The sequence below is a fragment of the Gilliamella apicola genome (assembly GCF_003202915.1).
In the GTDB taxonomy this organism is placed as follows: Bacteria; Pseudomonadota; Gammaproteobacteria; order Enterobacterales; family Orbaceae; genus Gilliamella; species Gilliamella apicola_Q.
In genome coordinates, this window is record NZ_QGLP01000008.1 from 1 (window position 1) to 24,453 (window position 24,453).

Here is a 24,453-nt window from a genome sequence, read left to right on the forward strand (position 1 = left end):
TCATCAAGTGCAAGCACTCATGTTACCGTTCGACTTGCATGTGTTAAGCCTGCCGCCAGCGTTCAATCTGAGCCATGATCAAACTCTTCAATTTAAAGTTTGATGCTCAATAACTGTCTCTGACATATTCAAATGAATCTTCAGTGTCACTTATCAAGACTTAATTTTTTAGTCCGTAGACTTTTAATTTTTCGTCTCGCAAGTGCCCACACAGATTGTCTGTTTCTTCTTTTTAAAGAGCTGACAGCTTTTTAATTTACTTCACAATTTCTTGCTTCAGTTTGCTGTCTCAAGGGCTGCGTATACTACGCTACACCTTTTCATTCGTCAAGATCTTTTTTTAAAATTTTTGACCTTGCTTACTAACACTACTTTTGTCTGCTTATCGCTGACGCCGTGTCAGTGGATGCGCATTATAGGGCGTTAAAAAAAACGTGCAAGTGATTATTGCAATATTTTCTACTGTTTGTCTTTTTTTTACACAAGATGAGCTAAAAACAATCTAAAATTGACATTTTATAGTAATTTTTCCTTTGGAGCATTTAATCTGTTGGTAATATTTTCTACTATATAAAGTGACCAAATTGGGTAATTTCAGCAAAATTTACTCAATGCTTTTTACTTTTGCACATCCAACTATAATCTTACCTTGTTATAAACAAGCCCATTTATTCCTAATGACGGTCTTCATTATTGCTAGCATGTCCCCAATTTTTGAATATTTTATTAGAATGGCAGTCGAAAGCGATGTGAGTCATCATATAATTGGTATACTTTTATTTGGATTTGCTATTAACTCTCTATATTGCTTTTCTCTTATACTCCATTATTCGCGATCGCTTAATTAACAATGTGCCAAACTTCTTTTATAAAAGATTTGTTACTTATATTGTTTTTAATTGGCGTCAAAACTTTTATTGACACTGATTAGTGGTTTTGACCTCCACTTTTATCGGTATTGTTTCTTATATATATTGGGATGGATTTATTCTGATATCGGGTTATTTAGTTAATCTGTCTGGTTTTCTAAAAATGATATTCATTAAGCTCAATGCTGATTCCAATCTATCAGCTACGACAACATAGTAGCACATTGATTAGTTTGACTATTATAGTGATACTTATTTTACGGTTACCGATAATTATCCCCAAAATATCAAATCAGTGTGCAATACTGGCGTTTTGTAATAATTATTACCGCCACTATTTTTGTCATTTTCGGATATTGTTTTTACTTAAATCAAATAGACAACATAGTTGTCATTTTAATTAGTGCAGCATTTTTAGGTTTAATGTTTACGCCACTTATAATCAAAAAAACAACAGCGTTTAAAATAAACGCTGTTGTTTTGTTATGCTTCTGCTTTAATCTTTTGCGGTAAATCCGCTAAACTATCAATTAACCAATCAGCCTGAGCTAAAGCCTCTTCGGTTATTACATCACCGGTTTTAACTAATACGGTTTTTTTAACCCCTGCTCGTTTACCGGATAATAAATCAGAAACTCGGTCACCAACCATATAGGAATTTGCAATATCAATATTTAGCTCTTTAGCGGCGGTTTGGATCATGCCTGGACTTGGTTTTCGACATTCACAATCATCAACTAACGGATCATGTGGACAATAATAAATACCATCTAAATCCACACCACGGTCTTGTAGTGACCAATCCATCCATTCGGTTAACGTATTGAATTGCTCATCAGTAAATATATTTCTGGCAATACCTGATTGGTTAGTGGTGATAACAAGTAAAAAACCCATCTTTTTGAGCTCTTGCATCGCTTCAATAACACCATCAATAAAGTGAAACTTATCAATCGTGTGCACATAATTATAATCTATATTAATGGTACCATCACGATCTAAAAATATAGCTGGTTTCATGTTTAATTATCTTCCTTTTATAGGCGTGTCTATCTTACTTTATATAGGATATTATTGATTGACTTAGATGTCTAGACGTCTTAATATTTAACTATTCATATTTTTTAGTTTATATCATGATAAAACTCGAACACATCTCAAAAACTTTTGAGCATAATAATACCACGATTCATGCTTTAAAGGACATCTCACTATATGTTCCTAAAGGTAAAATTTATGGTGTTATCGGCAAGTCAGGGGCTGGTAAAAGTACATTAATACGCTGTGTAAACCTGTTAGAAAATCCAACCAGTGGGAAAATATTTTTTGATAACCAAGAGATCACTCATCTCTCTAATCGAAAATTGATTGAAGTACGTCGCAAAATCAGCATGATCTTTCAGCATTTTAATCTATTATCGTCAAGAACGGTATTTGATAACATCGCTTTTCCACTTGAATTAAATAAAACCCCTAAAGCGGTAATTAAACAAAAGGTAAAAGCGCTTATTGAGCTGGTTGGTTTAAGTGATAAGGCTGATGTCTACCCAGCTAATTTATCTGGCGGACAAAAACAGCGTGTTGCCATTGCCAGAGCGTTAGCCAGTGATCCGAAAGTATTATTATGTGATGAAGCCACCAGCGCACTTGATCCGGAAACAACACGCTCTATTTTGGCATTATTAAAAGATATCAATCAAAAATTGGGGTTAACCATTTTATTAATCACGCATGAAATGGATGTGGTTAAACAGATATGTGACCAAGTGGCAGTAATTAGTAACGGCGAATTAGTTGAGCAATCTTCAGTCGGTGAAATGTTTTCACATGCAAAAACCGATATTGCAAGACAATTTATTCAATCAACCTTACACCTTACTATTCCTGATGACTATTTGGTAAGACTTACGCCTGAACATAAAGAAGGACTCAATCCACTGGTTCGTTTGGAATTTTCCGGCGTATCGGTTGATTTACCTTTATTGTCGCAAATAGCAAAAGAATTCCAAGTTGATAGTAATATTATTAGTGCTCAGATGGATTATGCCGGTGGTGTTAAGTTTGGTTTAATGTTAACAGAAATGAAAGGAACACAGAAAAGTACAGCAGCTGCAATTGCGTTTTTAGAAAATAATAATACCAAAGTTGAGGTTTTAGGCTATGTTTGATTTTATTCCTTCATTTAAACCATTTGAATCACTATTTCGCTATTTAGCTCAACATGGCTTCTGGGCAGATTTTGTTGCTTTTTGTTCTTCATTTAATGGCTTTAACGAAGCAATGCTATTTAAAATGGCTCAAGCGACAGATGAAACTATTTATATGGTCATCTTATCGGGTTTTTGGGGTACTGTAATCGGATTACCCATCGGTATATTGCTTTATACTACCCGAAAAGGGCAAATATTAGATTCTTATATAGCAAATAGTCTTATTTCATTTATAACCAATGTTTTCCGTTCTATACCTTTTATTATATTAATTGTATGGATTATTCCTTTTACAACAATTTTAATGGGAACATTTATAGGTAAACAAGCGGCTATTGTTCCACTAAGTATAGGTGTTTCGCCATTGATTGCTCGAATGATTGAAAATGCTTTACTTGATGTACCCAAAGGATTAATTGAAGCCTCTCGTTCTATGGGCGCAACACCATTACAAATAGTCTATAAAGTTTTATTGCCTGAAGCATTACCGGTGATTGTAAATAGTATGACCATTACACTCATTACATTAACTGGTTATATTGCTATGGCCGGAGCAGTCGGAGCTGGAGGATTAGGTCAACTTGCTATTCAATATGGTTATAACGGTTATAAACCTGCTATAATGAATACCGTTTTGATTATCTTAATTATGATTGTCTTTATAATACAATTTATTGGCAATAATATTGTTAAACGCGTTACCCATCATTAATTTTGGAGAAAATTTATGTCTATAAAAAAATTGGCACTGATCACTACATTGGCAAGTGCATTTTTCCTAACTGGTTGTGATAATAACAAAACGACTGTAACTGAGAATAAACCTGAAGAACCCGCGAAAGTAACTACGCTTAAAGTTGGTGTAATTTCAGGTCCAGAACAAGAAGTGGCAGAGGTTGTTAAACAACAAGCTAAAGATCTCTATAATCTTGATGTTGAACTTGTCATTTTTAATGATTATGTTACGCCAAACCAAGCATTAAATGATGGATTAATTGATGTTAACGCTTTTCAACATAAACCTTATCTAGATGAACAAATCAAAGAAAGAGGCTATAAATTATCTGTTGTTGGTAACTCATTTGTTTATCCAATTGCCAGTTATTCACACAAGTTAAAACCAATTGATGAGAGCAGTGAAACAGGCGAAGGGGTAAAAGTGACTTCACCTCGTGGCGAAACATTCTTTATTCCTGCTAAATCAACAATTGCTATCCCTAATGATCCTACCAATTTAGGTCGAGCATTACTTTTATTACAACATGAAGGTTTAATTACTGTTGATAAAGAGAAAGGCTTATTACCAACTGTACTTGATATTACTAGTAACCCATATGAGTATAAAATTGTAGAACTTGAAGCACCAATGCTTCCTCGTTCACTTGATGATGCACAGATCGATCTTGCCATTATTAATAATGCATTTGCTGGACAAGCAAATTTAACACCAAGTAAAGATGGTGTTTTTGTTGAAGATAAAGAGTCTCCATATGTTAACATCATCGTATCGCGTGAAGCTGATAAAGATAATGAAAACGTGAAAAACTTTGTTAAAGCTTACCAAACTGATGCCGTAGCACAAAAAGCTGACCAAATTTTTAATGGTGGCGCCATTCGTGGTTGGTAATACAATACTAACAAACTAAAATTTACCCCATTCCGTCGACACTGGTCGACGGAAACCCTTAAAGTAATTAACTAATGAATCAAAAATGACATATCAATTTGAACCAATTGCTGTCATCCGCTCACCTTACCGAGAAAAATTTGCTGTGCCACGACAAGCCAATTTGGTCAAGGCTGCCCAAGGTGAATTACATTTACTTGCACCCTATAACGATCCACTTAGTGTCAAAGGATTAGAACAGTTTTCTCACTTATGGCTTCTGTTTCATTTCCATCATATTGACCCCAGCAAAAAGCGATTAACGGTACGTCCGCCACGTTTAGGCGGAAATAAAAGTTTAGGGGTATTTGCAACAAGATCTCCATTTAGACCTAATAATATTGGTCTTTCAGTTGTCGAATTGCTTGATATCGTTATTAAAAAAAATCAGGTGATTTTGACAGTAAGCGGATTAGATCTGGTAGATGGTACCCCAATAATTGATATAAAACCCTACTTACCTTACTGTGACAGTCTTCCTGATGCAAAAGCGGGCTACGCGCAAATGACTCCCGAACAGAAGCTTAAGGTTTCATTCTCAACCCAAGCTAGCTTATTTTTGCAATCCCAACAACAAGACTATCCACAACTAACCGAACTTATTGAACAAGTCATATCTCAAGATCCTAGGCCAGCCTATAAACAAAAAAATAGTTATGAACAAACCTATGCTATCTCATTATATGATTTTAATATTAAATGGAAGGTAACCGGTTGCTTAGCTAGCATTGAAGAGATACAAATTGTTAGTCGCTAAAATTTATTTATTAGAACAACAAAATTAGCCAATAATCTGTTTTTTCACTATATTTTTAATTAAAAAAAACTTTACAAATTATCTACGCGAGACCGATAATTTTAGTTGGTAAATTGTTTCGATTCTGTTAAATTGATTACGGGTTTAATTCCCTATATTTCACTTAGCCACTAAAATCTTAATAATTTTAGTGGCATTTTTATTTAGTTCAATGATAATTGGAATGTTTCTTATTTCGCAATTGTCCAATATCTATCGCATCAAACAGATAATGTTTGCCACAATAATCACAATGAATATCAATCTTGCCACCATCTTCATTTAAGATCTCATCGATTTCAGTGGCCGGTAAAGTCATTAAACTATCTTCACAACGTTGTCGTGAACAACCACATTTAAAGATAATTTGATGCGTTTCAAACAGACGAACATCTTCTTGATTATAAAGACGATACAAAATTTCATCCGTAGGGAGTTGAAATAACTCATCACCGGTGATAGTTTCAGTTAAAGCACTTAAGTGCTCAAATGAGGCTTGAATATTCTCATTTGCTGGCAACACTTGCAATAAAATTCCAGCAGCCATGGGCTGATTGTTATACACGCCAGTTTTAACAAATAAACGAGTTGGCAGTTGTTCAGACTGCATAAAATAATTTTCAATACAGCCAATTAACGTCTCTTTTTCTAATCCAACAATACCTTGATAACGCTCACCTTTTTTAGGTGTTATGGTAATGACAATATAACCGTTGCCAACCATTTGTTTAAGTGTGGCATTATCGGCTATTTCACCATTTACACGCGCGACTCCACGTAATTCTTGTTGGTTGTTGCCATTGACGACCGCTAACGTTAATGGGCCATCACCTTGTAACTGCACAGCAATATCACCGTCAAATTTCAACGTCGCGGTTAATAAGCTAGTTGCGACTAATAATTCACCTAATAAATTCTGTACCGCAATAGGATAATTATGGTTTTCTAAAATAGATTGGTATGTTTTTTCAAGTCGGGTAATTTCTCCACGAACGGGATGATTATCAAATAAAAACCGATTTAAGGTATCCATATTAATTGCCTTGTTGTCTATCATATTTAAATTTAATTAGTGTACGCCGCTCTTTTTTATCTGGACGTCGATCCGGATGCGGCATGGTTAGTGCATTAAGTTTTCGTGCCTGAGCAATATTTTCACGCTTGGTGATACTTTCTAGGGTCTCTTGGTAAAGGTATTCCGCCTCCCTTGCCGTTCGACGTTGATCACTAATGGCTAAAACGCGAATTGTCTTTTGTTCATTGCCCTGTCGCAGTGTTATCATTGCGCCAACCTCAACAATTTTGCTTGGCTTTGCTCGTTGACCATTATAATGGACTTTTCCACCATCAATCATATCGCGAGCAATAGAACGCGTTTTATAAAACCTTGCACCCCATAACCATTTATCTAATCTTACTAGATACATCGTTTCCTCATTTAAAACTTAATACATTTCATAACTGATATAAGGATAGATTTATTAAAATCAATGTAATGAATAGATCAATCATCGTCATTAGTCAACAAAGTTCTTAATAACCTAAATGTTGCAATTTTAACACATTAATCAGTATGACAATTTACTGATTCGAAAAAATTAGGTTAATTCTGCATTGATTAACTCATTAAGTTGTTTTTCAATAATCGACTAGTCCACATTTAAGATAAAACGACAGCAATTGGCGATAATTGTCTACTTGATAACTCAAATGGTTTAAAGCTGCCACTATTTTCTGCTAGCCGTAGGCAATTTGGCCAGTCATAAAATAAAAAATTGATTACTGAGTTATAAAAATGCTACCTATTGGCCAAAACCAGAGCGGATAATTCACTGTCATTAATTTAATCATTCATTATAGTAATTTAATTAACATAATAAAGTTATCATAAATTTGCCTAACAAAGCCAATAATTAATTGAGCAGCATTAATCACGACTTGTTTATCAGTGATTACCCATCAATTATCAATTCATAACTTATGAAATTAACCAACGGATGATTTATTTTGCCAATTGAAATAGAATAGAACTTAGTTTTGATAGCCTAACTGATTTGTAACACAAAATAGCTGATAGCAGTTAACAACCAAAAAATCGAAATGGATAAAATTAGATAAGGTTTTTGTCGCCTCACGAATAAGCGATATAGAGATAGATGATGGATTAGAATTGCTATTTCCATCCCTGATTTTGAATAAAATCACTCTTCATTTTGATATAAATAATTTGTTGTTAAACCAATTTTAACGTTAATATATAATCAAAACTAATTGTAACATCAGAATAACAAACTATCTAAATTATTCCTCATTTGTTGACTAGAGTGAACATGTGTTATTCTTTTTTATTGACTATATAAATAGGAAAAAATCGAGATGAAACAGATCCCAATGACTGTAAAGGGAGCCGAATTATTACGTGCAGAACTTGAAGAACTTAAAAATGTCAAAAGACCTCAAATTACTGCTGCCATTGCTGAAGCTAGAGCTCACGGCGATTTAAAAGAAAACGCCGAATACCACGCTGCCAGAGAACAACAAGGTTTTTGTGAAGGTCGTATTCAAGAAATCGAAGGCAAATTATCTCAAGCGCAAATTATTGATATTACCAAAGTCAAAAATACTGGACGCATTATCTTTGGCGCAACCGTAACCGTAATCAATATCGATACCGATGAAGAAACAACTTATCGCATTGTTGGTGACGATGAAGCAGATTATAAGCAGAATTTAATTTCGGTTAACTCACCTATCGCTCGAGGGCTTATTGGTAAAGAAGATGGTGATACCGTACAAATTAAAACGCCGGGCGGTGATGTTGAATTTGATATTGTTAAAGTTGAATATATCTAATAAAACTCACGACTAAAACAGGGCTATTGCCCTGTTTTTATTTTGGTAAAGTGATTTTTTTCTCATCACTCGGTCTAAATATGGTAAAAATAGATCCGACTTGTTGAACGGCTAACGCTTTTGTTTCGCGGATGATAGCTTCACAAATTAGCTTTTTGGTCTCACGATCTTCGGCAGATATTTTAACTTTAATTAGTTCATGGAAATTTAAGGCATTTTCAATTTCAGCTAAAACGCCTTCGGTAAATCCATTAGCACCAATCATCACTATCGGTTTTAAATGATGAGCTTCACTTTTTAAGTACTGTTTTTGTTTATTTGATAAATTCATTAATTTTTTATCACATTAAGTTGTAATTTTGCTATTCTACCCTTATATATATTTGTAATCAATTGAAGTGACCTCTATACACTAAGGATTTATTCGCTGTGAGTAACAAAAAACGCTCAGCAAGCTCTACTCGTTGGCTAAATGAACATTTTAAAGATCGTTTTGTGCAACAAGCACAAAAAAAAGGCCTGCGTTCTCGAGCATGGTTTAAATTAGAAGAGATACAAAAAAGTGACAAACTATTCAAACCGGGCATTACTGTCGTCGATCTCGGGGCTGCACCGGGCGGATGGTCACAATATGTTGCATCACTCATTGGTAATAAAGGACGAATTATTGCTTGTGACCTATTACCAATGGATCCCATTGTTGGCGTTGACTTCTTGCAAGGTGATTTTCGGGATGAAGCGGTACTAAATGCCTTACTTGAACGGGTTGGCGAAGAAAAAGTACAAGTCGTCATGTCTGACATGGCTCCCAATATGAGTGGGCAACCTGCCGTTGACATACCAAGAGCAATGTATTTAGTTGAACTTGCATTAGATATGTGTAAAGACGTTCTTGCACCTAATGGGAGTTTTATCGTCAAAGTATTTCAAGGCGAAGGCTTTGAAGAGTATTTAAAAACGGTGAGATCACTGTTTAAAACAGTCAAAATTCGCAAGCCTGAAGCTTCTCGAGCAAGGTCTCGAGAAGTATATATAGTCGCAATGGGGATGAAGTAGCCAGCCGGACAATTTTGTAGTACCATACTTGGTTAATTTTAGTCGTAACTGTTAATTTTATGAGAGGTTTTTCTTTTGAACGACATGGTAAAGAATTTACTGATCTGGGGTGTTATCGCGGTTGTATTGATTGCTGTATTTAACCAATTCAGCACGCTATCCAATAGCGGACCTCAAGTCGATTATACCAAATTTAATTCGGATGTAACGAGCGGTAAGCTTAAAGAAGTACGTATTAACGGCCGCGAAATTGTTGCCACAACGAAAGGTAATGGTAATTATATTACTTACATCCCTTATCTGGATGAAAAGCTAGTTGATAATTTGGTGCTTAATGATATAGCTGTATATGGCAGCCCTGATGAAAAACCAAGCTTATTAGTGAGCATTCTGATTTCTTGGTTCCCGATTATCTTGCTACTTGGTTTTTGGTTCTTTGTCATGCGCCAAATGCAAGGTGGTGGTAAAGGTGGTCCAATGTCAGTGGGCAAAAGTAAAGCCAAAATGCTAACCCCAGACCAAGTTAAGACTAAATTTACCGATGTAGCTGGCAGTGAAGAAGCCAAACAAGAAGTTACCGAAGTTGTCGATTTTTTACGTGATCCAGGTAAATACCAAAAATTAGGTGGTCGCATTCCAAAAGGTATTTTAATGGTAGGACCTCCGGGTACTGGTAAAACATTACTTGCTAAAGCTATCGCAGGTGAGGCGAATGTGCCTTTCTTTAGCATTTCAGGTTCTGATTTTGTTGAAATGTTTGTTGGTGTGGGTGCCTCTCGTGTCCGTGACCTATTTGAACAAGCTCGCAAACATTCACCATGTATAATCTTTATCGATGAGATTGATGCTGTCGGCCGTAAACGTGGTGCAGGTTCAATGGGTGGTCATGACGAACGAGAGCAAACTCTTAACCAAATGTTAGTTGAAATGGATGGTTTTGAAGCAAATAGTGGTATCATCATTATTGCCGCAACCAACCGTGTTGATATCTTAGATCCTGCATTACTTCGACCTGGTCGTTTTGATCGCCAAGTCCAAATTGGCTTACCTGATATGAAAGGTCGTGAACAAATTTTAGCCGTTCACGTGCGCAAAGTGCCACTTGGTACTGATGTCAATTTATCTGTTCTTGCTCGTGGTACACCGGGTTATTCTGGTGCTGAGCTGGCAAACTTAGTGAATGAAGCCGCACTATTTGCCGCACGTCGTAATAAGCGTGTTGTCACAATGGACGAATTTGAAGAAGCCAAAGATAAGATCAACATGGGTACAGAACGACGTTCTTTAACCATGACTCAAGAACAACTTATTTCAACTGCTTATCATGAAGCTGGGCATGCAATTGTTGGTTATTTGATGCCAGATCACGATCCAATCCATAAAGTCACTATCATCCCACGTGGGCGAGCATTAGGGGTTACCTTCTTCTTACCTGAAGGAGATCGTGTTAGCGAAAGCCGAGAAAAATTAGAAGGGGATATTGCCACTCTATATGGTGGACGTCTTGCCGAAGAGCTTATTTATGGTGTTGATAAAATATCAACTGGTGCATCTAACGATATCAAAGTTGCCACCCAATATGCCAGAGCGATGGTCACTCAATGGGGCTTTTCTGATCGTTTAGGTCCACTTTTTTATGAGATGGATGATAATGCATCTTATGGTCGACCGAAAGATATTTCAGATGAAACTGCCCGAATCATTGATGAAGAAGTGAAAAAAATTATCGATCGTAATTTTGAACGTGCACGCAAAATTTTAACTGACAATATGGACGTACTTCATGCCATGAAAGATGCATTAATGAAATACGAAACCATCGGAGCAAAACAAGTTGCTGATTTAATCGCTCGTAGACCAATTAGCGCACCAGATGATTGGACTGAAAGTGATGAACAAGCAGCCAAAGAGATTCCAAATGAGGGAAGTGATATACCAACTCAATCAGAAGATTAATGATGACTAAATCTTAAACGCGCTACGGCGCGTTTTTTATCATCAAAAATCAATTAATTTTCAAAAGAAAATCAAATAGCAACAGCAATACGTCATCATCTCAATAGCGTACTTAGCAAGAACAATATAGATAAAATAAGGCCTAAAATCATGGAAATTCGTTTTCAAAATCACGTAATGGATCTCTCATTTCCGCAAGTAATGGGAATTGTTAATATGACCCCGGATTCTTTTTCTGACGGCGGTAATTACAACAATCTTGATGATGCAATGCGCCGGGTTGATCATATGATTCAAGCCGGCGCAACCTTTATTGATGTAGGTGGGGAATCAACTCGCCCCGGCGCTGCAGAAGTATCAACCAACGAAGAGCTTGACCGAGTAATTCCGTTAGTTGAAAAAATCGCTCGCTACTTTGATGTCTGGATCTCAGTTGACACGTCAAAACCGGAAGTTATTACTGAATCGGCCAAAGCTGGAGCACATTTAATTAATGATATCCGTGCATTAACTTTACCAGGCGCACTACAAGCAGCGCAAAAAACGGAATTACCGGTAGGTATCATGCATATGCAAGGTGATCCGAAAACCATGCAAAATGCGCCCCATTATCAGCAAGATATCTATCAAGAAGTCGATTCATTTTTTGCAGAACATATCAAACGATGTGTGGCAGCTGGTATTGCTCGTGAAAAAATCATCCTCGATCCAGGTTTTGGCTTTGGTAAAACTTTAGCCCACAACTATCGTCTATTGGCTACACTGGAAAAATTCCATCACTTCAATTTGCCTATTTTGGTTGGCATGTCAAGAAAATCGATGGTAGGACAAGTGCTAAATGTACCACCAAAAGAGCGTGTACTAGGCAGTGTTTCTTGTGCGGTCATTGCAGCAATGAAAGGAGCGCAAATTATCCGTGTTCATGATGTCAAAGAAACCTTTGATGCTATGCGAATAGTCCAAGCAACCTTAGCAGAGCAAGGTTAATTTTTGGCGGGGTTAACTTCATTTTTTACTATTATTAAATCAATAATTTAGCCGTTAAAGATTAACTAAAAACGGCTAAATATCTAGATTGATTCAACTACTCAGAAGAAACTATGTTTAAAAAAGGAACTATGTTTAAAAATAGTTTTATCATTCAAGTGTTGCAATATACTCCTCTAAGTGTGATTTAATTACAGTTACATGAGGACCATAAATAACTTGAACACCTTGTCCATTAATAATTACGCCTTTTGCTCCGGTTGATTTTAAGATTTCTTTGTCCACCAATTGATTATCTTGTACCGAAATTCTTAATCTTGTTGCGCAACAATCAACATAAGTAATGTTTTCTTTACCACCTAATCCTTCTAAGATAACACTTGAGAGATCACCGTTATTTTTATTTTTCTTGGCATTTTCAACATCTTTTCTAGTATATAATTTGGTTTCTTCACTATCATCTTCTCGACCAGGGGTTTTAAAATTGAATTTTTTGATCAAGAATCTAAAGGTGAAGTAATAGATTGGGAATAATGGAAGACCAATGAGAATAACATTAATCCAATGCGTTTTACTATTTCCTTGTAAAACACCAAATAATACGAAATCAATTAAACTACCAGAGAAGGTTTGTCCCACGCCAACATCAAAAATGTGACACAACATGAAAGATAAACCAGCATAAATACAATGAATAACATAAAGTAAAGGACCAGCAAAGAGGAAAGAAAACTCAATTGGTTCAGTGATCCCGGTCAAAATGGCAGTTAAGGTTGCTGAAACAAGAAGACCTAACACCATTTTACGATTTTGTGGTTTAGCGGTATGGTAAATAGCTAATGCTGCACCCGGAATACCAAATAAATAAAATGGAAACTTACCTGCCATAAAACGAGTTGCTTCAACTGAAAATTCGGTAGTATTTGGACTAGCGAGTTGAGCAAAGAAAATATTTTGCGCACCAGCAACAAGAGTGCCATCAATCATCGCTGTACCACCAACCCCTGTTTGCCAGAATGGCATATAAAATACATGATGCAAACCAAATGGAATTAGAGCACGTTCAATAAATCCATAAATAAAGGTACCTGCATAACCTGATTCATTAACTAAGCGGCCTAATAACAAAATTCCATGTTGGATTGATGGCCAAATATAAAACATGACAATACCGACAAATAAATACACGAACGCGGTAATAATAGGCACAAAACGAGAGCCGCCAAAGAATGATAATATAGCAGGTAATTCAATTCGATAATAACGGTTATGTAAAGCAGCTACGCCTAACCCGACTATAACACCACCAAAAACGCCCATTTGTAACGTCTGGATGCCAACCGCATCGCCTAAAGAACCGTCAGGCAGTGCACCTTCTTTTAACAGTCCTTTTAACTCTAATAGTGCATGAATAGTTGAATGCATAATAAAGAAGCCAACAGCACCAGATATTGCAGCAACTTCTTTTTCTTGTTTGGCCATTCCCATCGCAACGCCAATAGCGAACAAAATAGGAAGATTAGAAAATACAACACTACCAGCATTTTTCATTATGGTTAAAAATGCATGAAGCAGGGTTCCTTCACCTAAAATGCCCTGTAACCCATAAGAGACAATGGTTGTTTCATTAGTAAATGAAGCTCCTATGCCCAACATTAATCCAGCCACGGGAAGGAGTGCAATGGGTAACATAAAAGAGCGTCCAACCCGTTGCAATACACTAAAAAAAGTACTTTTCATTGTAGTTAATCCTATTTTTTTTATTAAAAGACAACGTGAACAACTTAAATAATTCACAAAATTAATTTTATATGTAAAGTGATTTTAATTAAAGAGATCTAGTTCACATAATTTTAATAAAAAATTAATTTTTAGCGCTTTATTAACGGCAGATATCGTGAAAAATGAATTATAAATTATCTTGTTTGATATATTTTGTGAATTAAGACCTTTATCACATTATTGCAATAAAGGTCTTATAAACTAGGATAGGTTTCGTAACTCATTGATGGTCTGCTTATAAGATTTATCTTTATTAAACAATCCAGCAGTTCCAAGTATGAAATATTCAACGTAAGGAGATAATTGTTTGATAATATCAGGGCTTATCGCGCCATCAATAGCGATAGTCGTATTTAGATTTCTATCTTTAATCATAGAATTTAAGCGCTTAATTCTATTGATAGAATTAGCGATAAAAGGTTGTCCAGCAAACCCTGGATTAACTGACATTATCAATACAACATCAATGAGATCTAAAACATCTTCTAATACTACTAATGGCGTACCGGGATTAATGGCAACACCAACCTTTTTACCTGTTGATTTAATTTGATTTAGTGTGCGATGTACATGCATTAATGTTTCCACATGCACATAAATAATATCACAGCCAAGTTGGGCAAATTTTTCAATGTATGGCGTTGGATTGGTTACCATCAAATGCACATCATAAGGAATTTTGCTTAATTTGCTTACCGCTTTAATATCTTCTATACCTAATGCGAAATTTGGCACGAAATTACCATCCATCACATCAATGTGAAACATATCGACGCCAGCTTCCTCTAACGAGTTTAGTTCGGACTCCAACTTAGAAAAGTCAACGCACATAAGCGAAGGACAAAATTTACTCATGAAACTCTCCTTTTTGAATAGCATCGATTTGATCTATTCTAGTTTGATGACGTCCACCTTCGAATTTTGCCATTAACCACTGATCAACAATCATTTTGGCTAACTCACTACCTACCACACGAGAACCAAATGCAAGAATGTTGGTATTATTATGTTCACGAGATAATTTTGCCGAATATGGATCGCTACAAACAACAGCTCTTATTCCTTGGCATTTATTTGCTGCAATAGAAATACCAATGCCGGTTCCACATATTAAGATGCCTAAATCAGCTTCCTTTGAATTAATGGCTTTTGCCACTCGGTTAGCATAAATCGGATAATCGGTTCTTTCTGTGGATGGTGCGCCAAGATCAATCACTGTAATATTTTTACTTTCCAAATATTCAATAATATCCTTCTTCAAAATATATCCTACATGATCATAACCAATTGCAATTTTCATATATTTTCTCTCCATTGACTAAAAATAAATCGATTTACTTCACTTTTCATGATATTAACGTTAATTTATTTTTTTGTAAAGTTTGCGAAAAATAAAAAATTTGCTTTTTACCATGTGCTTAAATTGAAATTGGGTTAAAATTACACCAAAAATGTTACGGAGTAAAAATGTGAAACAGCTAAATGATCCTGAAAATTCTAATGCATTAGCAATAGGAGCAATGATTCGTATTTCACTTTCAAGTTTGAGTAATACAGAACAACGAATTATTGAATGGATGATGACTAAAGGTAATTTAAAGCCAAGAACTAGTATTAAAGAAGTGGCCGAAGCATTATCTGTTTCAGAACCATTATTGGTAAAAGTTTCCAAAAAGTTAGGCTATTCAGGTTTTAGAGAAATTCGAAGTGCATTGCTTTCCTATTTTGATGCCTTACCTTTTGATAAAGAACAAGAACTATCCGAAAAAGATAATGTCGAAAATATTATTGAGAAAGTGTTTAATAACTCTGTGCAAGCATTAAAAGAGGCTCAATCTATTGTTGATGCTAAAATTATTTCCAAAGCTGCAGAATGGATTTTTCATGCTAATCGGATCGTTATTCTGGGTGTAGGTGGTTCAGCAATTGTTGGTGAAGATTTTGAGCATAAATTATTGAGAATAGGAATTCACAGCCATACTTATAGTGATAATCATTTGATGGTGATGGTAGCGAGCCAATTAAAAGAAAACGATGTGGTTATTGCTATCTCTCAATCAGGAAACACCGCAGAAATATGTAATGCAATATTGGTTGCTAAAAAGAATCAGGCGAAGATTATTTGTATTACCAATAATCACCAATCAGAATTGGCTGAAATTTCTGACTTATCTATCTTTAGCCCAGCTAAAAATGGACCGTTACTCGGCCAAAATGCTGCCGCTCGAATTATCCAACTCACTTTGTTAGATACACTATTTATCGCAATTGTGGTTTTGGATCATGAAAAATCCAAAGTCCATTTGGAGCGGAGTATTGATGTCGTTAAGCCATTACATAAAAAAACGCTATCTAATGAATGAGATAATTTTTAAATAATTAAATATGAAAATTTTGTTAGTTTACCCTTTCCTCAATATTTTTAATTGTGATTAGCCTGCATAAAAAATATTGAGGGATCTATACCATCACGATTGCTAATCACCGATTCTTTACCATAAATAACTAATTCTAACCCACAAGATAAACTTAGGTCTACCAAGGTGAATTCGACAATTTCTAATAACTAGCAGATTAGCTCGTCAGATTTTATCATTTAATAAATTAAAACCACTAAAGCCAAGCAGTACGGTTTTAGTGGTTTTTTTAATAAAGATGGTAAAATTTTATTCAATAAAGAGCGCGATAAATATAAACAGGCCGATATAGTTATTATTCATAAAGGCTTTAAAACAATTGGTTCTATCTCGATCTTTGATTAACCATTGTTGATAAATAAATAGCAATAAGGCGATGATTAAACCAATATAATAAAATTGATGGAAATGGTTGTTTATGCCGATAAATGTTAGGCAAATTAAAGTTAAAGTTTGTAATAATCCAATAATAAACTTGTCGTAACGACCAAATAGGATGGCTGTAGATTTTATACCAATTTTCAAATCATCATCCCGATCAACCATGGCATATTCGGTGTCGTAGGCGATTGTCCAACAAATATTAGCAAAACAGAGTAACCAACAAGTTAAAGGAAATTGTGCAATCGTGGCCGCATACGCCATAGGTATTCCCCAACTAAAGGCGATGCCTAGCGTCACTTGCGGTAAATGGGTATAACGTTTCATAAATGGGTAGGTCATTGCGGTAATTAAGGCAAATCCAGCAATTAACCACGTTAATTTATCTAAAGTAAGCAATAAACCCAGTGCAATTACTAGTAACACAAATAAGGTGTATAAGGCATTTTTTTCGCTCAATGCACCACGAGCGAGAGGACGATTTTTAGTGCGTTCGACTTTTCCATCAAAATGCCGGTCAGCATAATCATTAATCACACAACCAGCAGAGCGCATAACAATCACGCCAAGTACAAATACGCTAACGACATGAACCGATGGAGTCGCGGTAGCAAGCCAAATCGCCCACAATGTTGGCCAAAGTAGTAATAAGGAACCAATTGGCTTGTCTAATCGCATCAGTTGTACATAAGCTAGCATAGGTAGTCATTATTATGAATCATAATAGACGAATTATACCTGTTCCCTTAAAAGCTGCAATCCACAGCGTTCTCTGAGCATATTACGTTATCAAATAAATGAGCTATTAATTTGCTATGCAACAAAGTTTATAGTATTTGCAAATAATGTTCGGCAATTATTGCCAATGCTTGGTAAAACGGGCTGATTTGGTTTTGTTTTAGACTATCTAAATAAACTGGCGCCCAAGTTAGTAGATGTTCGGTCAGTAATTGTTTAGCTGCTTGAAATTGATGTTTTTCAAGCAGTATTGCATAAGCCATTAACATTAAACCGAACTGATCTTCCGGCTCATTCATCCCTGTATTAAGGATTAAACCTTGTTGTTGTAAGAATGCCCGGTAGCGTTCTTGTGATTCACCCATGAGTAATTTATCTTGATCCAAATAGACCGATCCCCATGGTGGGGCGATCATACTTCCTTGACCTTCAAATAGTAGCGAGAATTGATATTCTATTTCAGGATGAGCTATCTGATTTTTTAATATTTGGCACTGTTCTGTCATTAAGGGCTGATTTGACCAATTGGTTAACTTATCGACTTGTAATAACCCTTCAAGCAAGGAATTTATCTGCTCACTTTTGGGAGGATAATAAAAAAAAGCACCTAATAGTTTCGCCAAAGTGATAGATGTCAGATTATCCAAATTATTCAATTCATTATTCGTCATTGCATTAATATTGTATAAAGTATTACACCATTAAATGGTTATCATCCACAAATTATAAAAGGTAATACGTTCACAAATTTCGGCAACAAATACGCCAATAAACACCAATAGATAAAGTATTTTTGGATGGCGTCTGCACAAAATCGTTAATAAAAGTAATACCATAGCGGCAATCAACAATCCACATTGGGTAACGCTCAAGTCATGTTGGTTGTTCGCCAGTTCTGGTGCGATGTTAGTCATTAATTCTAAGTAAGGTCTTTTTACTAGCAGGATCACCGAGCTACCCATAAAAAAAGCACAATAACCAATTCGATATAGACCTAACCAAGTGACCGCAATACCGCCTAGCACTAACATTGCAGTATACATTTGTATTGCAGTATAGTAGGTATTCCATGTTTTGATCGTTGGTAACATATAGGTTTGTACGATTGACCACACAAGTAAAAGGCTTAATATGACCAATATAGTGGCTAATAAAGCGTTTAAACCAGGAATGCGGTTAATTTTTTGACATAATGGTTTGATGATTTTTAATTTTGTACTTTCCGGGTATAGAACAAAATGGTTAAGTATGACAAAGGCAAAAGCGATACCAAATGATAAGCAAAAGGTAAATATTTCGTTACTCATTGGTGAACGCCCTATGCCAAAAATGACATTCAATGCGCGTAATGGTTGCCCTAAATGTAATGAGGCAACGCCCATGCCAATCATCATAAAGATGAGCGATACTGCATAGATTTTTCGCGTAATGGCTAATTTAGTTGGCGAACGAGAAACAAGATAAAATAATCCGCTTAATAGGATCATTCCTGCTGATAGTTGGCCAATTACCGTGAAAAATACCAGTGGTAGTTCCTGCATTTTAGACCTCCTCTGGGTTAAGTATGGAACCAAGCGATTCAGCGGTTACTTTAGCTTGTGCATGTGGTTTTATCACAATACTTGGTTTGGTTAATTCTGAGCTTGGTAACGGTGCAATATCACACTCATGGCCATAAAGCTCACGCAATTTACCAATTTCATCAAAATCCAAAGCTCGCTGAGGACAAGACTCAACACAGACTGGTTTTAAACCTTGCGAGACACGTTCATAACAACCATCACATTTGGACATAACCCGTTTTTGATGATCATAATGTGGTGCACCATAAGGGCAACGCATTTCACAATAGCGGCAACCGATACAGATATCTTGATTGACAACGACTAAGCCATCTTCTTGACGTTTATGCATGGCACCGGTTGGGCAACCTTGTACACAGGTTGGTTCTTGGCAATGGTTGCATGAGACCGATAAATAATAGATAAAAGTATCATTTTGCCAACATCCATCGACTTGTTGCCAAGTGCCGCCACCATATTCATAGACACGCCGGAAATTAATCCCTAGCGCATTATCTTTTTCATCTTTACAGCTTACTTGGCAAGTTTTACAACCGGTACATTTGGCTGAATTAATATAGAATCCATATTGCATTTTAATCATCTCCCTTACGATGCCGACGGCATTACCGCTAATGGTTTCATTTCAACCAAATTGGTGTGCTGAGGATTAGATTTGGCTAGTACTGATGGTCGCAACGAGGTTAAACGATTAATACAGCCTCCAATATCAATACCTGCCGCATTGGTTTTGGCCCATAATCCCTGTGGAATGGCAATAATCCCGGGTAATATACGTGGCGTGACTTTAGCTGGAATATAAAGCCGCCCACGATCGTTAAAAACTTCAACCAGTTGACCATGTTTTATTTGCCTTTTTTCAGCATCTAATGGATTAATCCAGATACTACTTGCCACCGCTTCTTTAAGTTGCGGAAGATTACTATAACTGGAGTGACAATGCCCTTTGATATGAAAACCAATCAATTGTAATGGATATTTTTGCTGTTTTTGGATATTTTCACTACCCTCTATCGCGGGCAAATAAGCCGGTATCGGGTAAAGAATATCACCTTCATCAAACTCCCACTGCTCGGCAATTTGGGCTAATGCTGCTGAATAGATTTCAATTTTGCCAGAAGGTGTATTTAGTCGATTTTTTTGAGGATCATCTCGAAATGCTTTTAAACCAATATGGGCATCACTATTAGCTAATTTACGATCTACAACTCCCATACCATCAGTATCAGCAAAAGTTGGTAAATTTGGATCGAGTTTTCGCATTTTTTCATAGCTATAGGCGATCCAATCATCTTGGCTTCGCCCTTCGGTAAATTTGTCTTTAACACCCATTTTTGCAGATAGTTCCGTCAATACCTCATAAGCAGGGCGATTTTCCCAAAGTGGTTTAATGGCACGTTGCATACGGATAACATAATGATAAGCACCCGATGCATATGAGTTATTGATTAAATCGTTACTCTCCACTGATGAGACATCTGGTAACAATAAATCGGCATATTTTGCCGAAGCAGTCATATGCGTATCCCATACTAAAATAAATTCACACTTTGATTCATCCTGTAGAATTTGATGAGTTCGGTTGAGATCGGAATGTTGATTACCAATGACGTTGCTAGCATAACTCCAAAGGAATTTGATACCAACATCTAATTTATCTTTACCTTTTATATAAGCATTTTTGGCGGTCATGCTGAGCGGTTCTTCGATCGCTTTAGTCCATAAAAAGAAGGGAATACTAGTTTTAATTGGGTTAACCATATTTAAGCCAGGTACTGGATAGATAATACTTTCCCCCCAAGTTCCAATATTGGTCCCTTGCTTACCAAATTGACCGGTAATGATAGGTAAGATCATAATCGCTCTTGTAGTATGCTCACCATTTTGCCAACGTTGTGGTCCCCAACCTTGGGAAATCCATGCTGCTTTGGCATTGACAATATCTAACGCCAATTTTCGAATCTGATCGGCCGCAATCCCAGTTTTTTTACTCGCCCACTCTGGGGTTTTAGGTATTCCATCATCACCCAATCCTAATATATAAGATTTATAGTCACTAAAAAGTGGCGCTTCATCAGGTAAAGTTTCGGCACTCCAACCAACACAATATTTGCTTAACATCGCCTCATCAATACGATCTTTTTCAAATAAAGCATAAATAATTCCAGCGACCAATGCAGCATCTGTTCCTGGGATAATCGGCATCCATTCAGCATTAAATCCTACCACACTTTCACTACGGCGTGGATCGATAATGATGACTCTAGCTTTACTTTGCGCTAACGCATTAAACATTTCGTTAACTTGGCCACCACCAGACATGCGGGTTTCTGCAATATTGTGGCCAAACATGACAACCAAATCGGAGTGCTTAATTTGATCTAGCAACGAAGCTTTAGCATTACCATAAATAAATGGTTGCATCGCGGTAATCTGCCCACTGGAATAATCACCATGATAATTTAGATGACCGCCGATTGTGCTTAAAAAGCGCTTACAAGCACTACGCCCCGAGATATTTGCACCAGTAGTACCTGTACCATATTGATAATAAATGGCCTCATTACCATATTTATCAATTGTGTATTTAAGTTTATCAGCTAATAAATTAATCGCCTCTTCCCATGAAATTCGCTTAAATTTACCTTCACCGCGTTTACCAATTCTCAGCATTGGATATTTTAATCGTTCAGGATCATAAGTACGCCAGCGAACAGCACGTCCACGGAGACAAGGACGAATTTGATGTTTTCCAAAAACAGCATCATTAATTCCATCTTCAGATGATATTTTGGTGATAATGTCGTTTTTAACATGTACTTTTAATGGGCAACGACTGCCACAATTGACTAAACAAGCACTATAAAAAATCTTTTCTTCGTTAGTCGAATTAGCTAGCGGCACTTTATTATCATCTGTCTCAGGCGTTGCATAAGCAAAAGGTAATTGTACATTACTGGCTAATGCTGCCACCCCACTTATTGCTAATGATTTTTGTAAAAAATCACGTCGAGTTATCTTATTTCCTGAACTGCTCATCCTATTCCATTATCTCTATCTGGGAGGTGTTTATCATAATACTAAAGTTAAGATTATAATACAGAAATACGATTAAAATCGAACTTAACTTAAAATAAATTAACCAAATAAGAATTATTATCAATTACAAATTTATTTTGCTTGCTATTATAAATTTAATTTCATGCATCTTAAAGAAAGACTGGTATAATACGACCATTTATTCGAATAAATAGAAAAGTTATGTCACAATCCACTTATAATGCTGTTGATATTGAAGTCTTAAAAGGACTCGATCCTGTTCGCCATCGACCAGGTATGTATACTGATACTGCTCGCCCAAATCATTTGGGGCAAGAGGTTATTGATAACAGTGTCGATGAAGCTATTGCGGGACATGCTCGCCAAGTTAAAGTCACCCTTTATGAAGATAATTCACTTGAGGTTATTGACGATGGGCGTGGTATGCCAGTTGATATTCATCCTGAAGAGGGTGTACCGGCTATTGAGCTTTTGCTTTGTCGTTTACATGCTGGCGGTAAGTTTTCTAATAAAAATTATCAATTTTCTGGCGGTTTGCATGGCGTGGGTATCTCAGTGGTTAATGCGTTATCCAAACGAGTGGAAGTTACCGTAAACCGTGATGGACAAGTTTATCAAATTGCTTTTGAAAACGGTTATAAAGTAGAGGATTTGCAGGTAATTGGTACCTGTGGTCGTCGTAATACCGGTACCAAAGTACGTTTTTGGCCGGATGAAAAGTATTTTGATTCACCACGATTTTCTGTGCCACGCCTAACTCATTTGCTCAAAGCGAAAGCAGTACTCTGTCCTGGATTGGAAATTATTTTCAAAGACAAAATTAATAACACTGAGCAACGCTGGTGTTATCAAGATGGCTTAAAAGATTATTTAATGGAGTCAGTTAGTGGATATACTCTATTACCAGAAGAGCCATTTACCGGTAATCATACCGGCGAAACAGAAGCGGTCGAATGGGCATTACTTTGGTTACCGGAAGGTGGCGAACTGTTAACCGAAAGTTACGTTAACTTGATTCCAACGGTGCAAGGTGGTACTCATGTGAATGGTTTACGCCAAGGCCTACTTGATGCGATGCGGGAGTTTTGTGAGTTCCGTAATTTACTGCCTCGTGGGTTAAAGCTAACCGCTGATGATATTTGGGAACGTTGTGCTTATGTGTTATCAGTGAAAATGCAAGAACCGCAATTTGCTGGTCAAACTAAAGAACGTTTATCATCAAGACAAAGCGCAGCATTTGTTTCGGCGATTGTTAAAGATGCTTTTAGCCTTTGGTTGAATCAGCATGTACAAATTGCTGAATTATTAGCTGAAATGGTAATTTCCAGTGCACAAAAACGGTTACGCGCATCGAAAAAAGTCATTCGTAAAAAATTGACCAGTGGTCCGGCCTTACCGGGTAAATTGGCCGATTGTTCGTCACAAGATTTAAGTCGTACTGAACTATTTTTAGTCGAAGGTGATTCTGCTGGAGGTTCAGCTAAACAGGCTCGCGATCGTGAATATCAAGCGATTATGCCGTTGAAAGGTAAAATTTTAAATACTTGGGAAGTCTCTTCTGACGAAGTTTTGGGCTCTCAAGAGATTCATGATATTTCTGTTGCGATTGGTATCGATCCTGATAGTGATGATTTGAGTCAATTACGTTACGGTAAAATCTGTATTTTAGCTGATGCTGACTCAGATGGATTGCATATTGCCACATTACTTTGTGCATTGTTTGTTCGTCACTTTCGGGCGATGGTGGAACATGGTCATATTTTTGTTGCTATGCCGCCACTTTACCGTATTGATTTAGGTAAAGAAGTATATTACGCCCTAGATGAAGAAGAAAAAGAAGGCATTTTAGATCAACTGAAACGTAAAAAAGGCAAACCGAATGTTCAACGTTTCAAAGGGTTAGGTGAAATGAATCCATTACAATTGCGTGAAACAACGATGGATCCTAATACCCGCAGATTAGTGCAGTTATCACTTGATAGTGCAGAAGAAACCATGGCATTGATGGATATGTTGTTGGCGAAAAAGCGCGCCGAAGATCGCCGAGAGTGGTTACAAGAAAAAGGTGACCAAGTTGAACTTGATGTCTAATATACAGA

Annotated in this window: 23 protein-coding genes and 1 rRNA gene; 11 read left to right on the top strand and 13 right to left on the bottom strand. The window is 36.4% G+C overall.

Features of this window, described 5'->3' with window-relative positions; all coding sequences use genetic code 11:
- A 16S ribosomal RNA gene (locus DKK79_RS12455) occupies nt 1–94 on the bottom strand; the annotation flags it as partial.
- Between the two features lie 517 nt (nt 95–611).
- Here DKK79_RS12455 and DKK79_RS15005 point away from each other — a divergent pair.
- On the top strand, nt 612–848 hold the full coding sequence (locus DKK79_RS15005) for a DUF4184 family protein (protein ID WP_110424367.1): 237 nt from the start codon (nt 612–614) through the stop codon (nt 846–848).
- A 504-nt stretch (nt 849–1,352) separates the two neighbouring features.
- Here the strand turns inward: DKK79_RS15005 and gmhB are convergent.
- Complete coding sequence (gene gmhB / locus DKK79_RS12465; protein WP_034884786.1) at nt 1,353–1,889, bottom strand: D-glycero-beta-D-manno-heptose 1,7-bisphosphate 7-phosphatase; 537 nt, start codon at nt 1,887–1,889, stop codon at nt 1,353–1,355.
- A 116-nt stretch (nt 1,890–2,005) separates the two neighbouring features.
- Between gmhB and metN the strand changes: the two genes are divergently transcribed.
- From metN to tsaA, 4 genes are all read left to right on the top strand, one after another.
- On the top strand, nt 2,006–3,037 hold the full coding sequence (gene metN / locus DKK79_RS12470) for a methionine ABC transporter ATP-binding protein MetN (RefSeq protein WP_110424368.1): 1,032 nt from the start codon (nt 2,006–2,008) through the stop codon (nt 3,035–3,037).
- Between the two features lie 112 nt (nt 3,038–3,149).
- Nucleotides 3,150–3,791: a methionine ABC transporter permease gene (locus DKK79_RS12475; protein WP_110424390.1), complete on the top strand. Its 642-nt coding sequence runs from the start codon at nt 3,150–3,152 to the stop codon at nt 3,789–3,791.
- 15 nt (nt 3,792–3,806) lie between these two features.
- Nucleotides 3,807–4,706, top strand: a complete 900-nt coding sequence (metQ, locus tag DKK79_RS12480; RefSeq protein WP_110424369.1) for a methionine ABC transporter substrate-binding lipoprotein MetQ — start codon at nt 3,807–3,809, stop codon at nt 4,704–4,706.
- An 85-nt stretch (nt 4,707–4,791) separates the two neighbouring features.
- The gene (gene tsaA / locus DKK79_RS12485; protein ID WP_110424370.1) at nt 4,792–5,502 is read left to right on the top strand and encodes a tRNA (N6-threonylcarbamoyladenosine(37)-N6)-methyltransferase TrmO; all 711 of its coding nucleotides are present in this window, start codon (nt 4,792–4,794) and stop codon (nt 5,500–5,502) included.
- A gap of 208 nt (nt 5,503–5,710) precedes the next feature.
- Here tsaA and hslO read toward each other — a convergent pair whose 3' ends face one another.
- Together hslO and hslR are read right to left on the bottom strand one after the other, a co-directional pair.
- The gene (gene hslO, locus DKK79_RS12490; protein WP_110424371.1) at nt 5,711–6,598 is read right to left on the bottom strand and encodes an Hsp33 family molecular chaperone HslO; all 888 of its coding nucleotides are present in this window, start codon (nt 6,596–6,598) and stop codon (nt 5,711–5,713) included.
- Complete coding sequence (gene hslR, locus DKK79_RS12495) at nt 6,576–6,968, bottom strand: ribosome-associated heat shock protein Hsp15 (RefSeq protein ID WP_110424372.1); 393 nt, start codon at nt 6,966–6,968, stop codon at nt 6,576–6,578. The genes hslO and hslR overlap by 23 nt, the downstream gene beginning before the upstream one ends.
- A gap of 949 nt (nt 6,969–7,917) precedes the next feature.
- Here hslR and greA point away from each other — a divergent pair.
- On the top strand, nt 7,918–8,394 hold the full coding sequence (gene greA / locus DKK79_RS12500; protein WP_110424373.1) for a transcription elongation factor GreA: 477 nt from the start codon (nt 7,918–7,920) through the stop codon (nt 8,392–8,394).
- Between the two features lie 37 nt (nt 8,395–8,431).
- On the opposite strand, the gene yhbY is transcribed toward greA, so the two are convergent.
- A complete protein-coding gene (yhbY, locus tag DKK79_RS12505; RefSeq protein WP_110424374.1) occupies nt 8,432–8,725 on the bottom strand; it encodes a ribosome assembly RNA-binding protein YhbY in 294 nt (97 codons plus the stop codon).
- Nucleotides 8,726–8,823: 98 nt separating this feature from the next.
- Here yhbY and rlmE point away from each other — a divergent pair, with 98 nt between their 5' ends.
- The 3 genes from rlmE to folP all read left to right on the top strand — a co-directional run bounded on the left by rlmE (nt 8,824) and on the right by folP (nt 12,393).
- Nucleotides 8,824–9,450: a 23S rRNA (uridine(2552)-2'-O)-methyltransferase RlmE gene (gene rlmE, locus DKK79_RS12510; RefSeq protein WP_110424375.1), complete on the top strand. Its 627-nt coding sequence runs from the start codon at nt 8,824–8,826 to the stop codon at nt 9,448–9,450.
- A gap of 75 nt (nt 9,451–9,525) precedes the next feature.
- Nucleotides 9,526–11,406 (top strand): ATP-dependent zinc metalloprotease FtsH, encoded by a 1,881-nt coding sequence (gene ftsH / locus DKK79_RS12515; protein WP_110424376.1) that lies wholly within the window; start codon nt 9,526–9,528, stop codon nt 11,404–11,406.
- A 150-nt stretch (nt 11,407–11,556) separates the two neighbouring features.
- Nucleotides 11,557–12,393, top strand: coding sequence for a dihydropteroate synthase (gene folP / locus DKK79_RS12520; RefSeq protein WP_110424377.1), 837 nt, complete (start codon nt 11,557–11,559; stop codon nt 12,391–12,393).
- A 150-nt stretch (nt 12,394–12,543) separates the two neighbouring features.
- On the opposite strand, the gene DKK79_RS12525 is transcribed toward folP, so the two are convergent.
- From DKK79_RS12525 to rpiB, 3 genes are all read right to left on the bottom strand, one after another.
- The gene (locus DKK79_RS12525; RefSeq protein ID WP_034883812.1) at nt 12,544–14,133 is read right to left on the bottom strand and encodes a PTS transporter subunit EIIC; all 1,590 of its coding nucleotides are present in this window, start codon (nt 14,131–14,133) and stop codon (nt 12,544–12,546) included.
- Nucleotides 14,134–14,376: 243 nt separating this feature from the next.
- Nucleotides 14,377–15,030: a ribulose-phosphate 3-epimerase gene (gene rpe / locus DKK79_RS12530; RefSeq protein ID WP_110424378.1), complete on the bottom strand. Its 654-nt coding sequence runs from the start codon at nt 15,028–15,030 to the stop codon at nt 14,377–14,379.
- Nucleotides 15,023–15,475 (bottom strand): ribose 5-phosphate isomerase B, encoded by a 453-nt coding sequence (gene rpiB / locus DKK79_RS12535; protein ID WP_110424379.1) that lies wholly within the window; start codon nt 15,473–15,475, stop codon nt 15,023–15,025. Before rpiB ends, rpe begins: the two co-directional genes overlap by 8 nt.
- Before the next feature lie 169 nt (nt 15,476–15,644).
- Here rpiB and DKK79_RS12540 point away from each other — a divergent pair, with 169 nt between their 5' ends.
- Nucleotides 15,645–16,538, top strand: coding sequence for an SIS domain-containing protein (locus DKK79_RS12540; protein WP_220019274.1), 894 nt, complete (start codon nt 15,645–15,647; stop codon nt 16,536–16,538).
- 303 nt (nt 16,539–16,841) lie between these two features.
- Here the strand turns inward: DKK79_RS12540 and ubiA are convergent, their stop codons facing one another.
- From ubiA to DKK79_RS12565, 5 genes are all read right to left on the bottom strand, one after another.
- Nucleotides 16,842–17,672, bottom strand: a complete 831-nt coding sequence (gene ubiA, locus DKK79_RS12545) for a 4-hydroxybenzoate octaprenyltransferase (RefSeq protein ID WP_110424381.1) — start codon at nt 17,670–17,672, stop codon at nt 16,842–16,844.
- A gap of 128 nt (nt 17,673–17,800) precedes the next feature.
- On the bottom strand, nt 17,801–18,382 hold the full coding sequence (locus DKK79_RS12550) for a TorD/DmsD family molecular chaperone (RefSeq protein ID WP_220019278.1): 582 nt from the start codon (nt 18,380–18,382) through the stop codon (nt 17,801–17,803).
- Nucleotides 18,383–18,412: 30 nt separating this feature from the next.
- Nucleotides 18,413–19,252, bottom strand: coding sequence for a dimethyl sulfoxide reductase anchor subunit family protein (locus tag DKK79_RS12555; RefSeq protein WP_034883807.1), 840 nt, complete (start codon nt 19,250–19,252; stop codon nt 18,413–18,415).
- Between the two features lies 1 nt (nt 19,253).
- Complete coding sequence (locus DKK79_RS12560) at nt 19,254–19,868, bottom strand: DMSO/selenate family reductase complex B subunit (protein ID WP_034883806.1); 615 nt, start codon at nt 19,866–19,868, stop codon at nt 19,254–19,256.
- 14 nt (nt 19,869–19,882) lie between these two features.
- Nucleotides 19,883–22,333 (bottom strand): DMSO/selenate family reductase complex A subunit, encoded by a 2,451-nt coding sequence (locus DKK79_RS12565; RefSeq protein WP_110424383.1) that lies wholly within the window; start codon nt 22,331–22,333, stop codon nt 19,883–19,885.
- Between the two features lie 222 nt (nt 22,334–22,555).
- Here DKK79_RS12565 and parE point away from each other — a divergent pair, with 222 nt between their 5' ends.
- A complete protein-coding gene (gene parE / locus DKK79_RS12570) occupies nt 22,556–24,445 on the top strand; it encodes a DNA topoisomerase IV subunit B (RefSeq protein ID WP_110424384.1) in 1,890 nt (629 codons plus the stop codon).
- Nucleotides 24,446–24,453 lie beyond the last annotated feature (8 nt).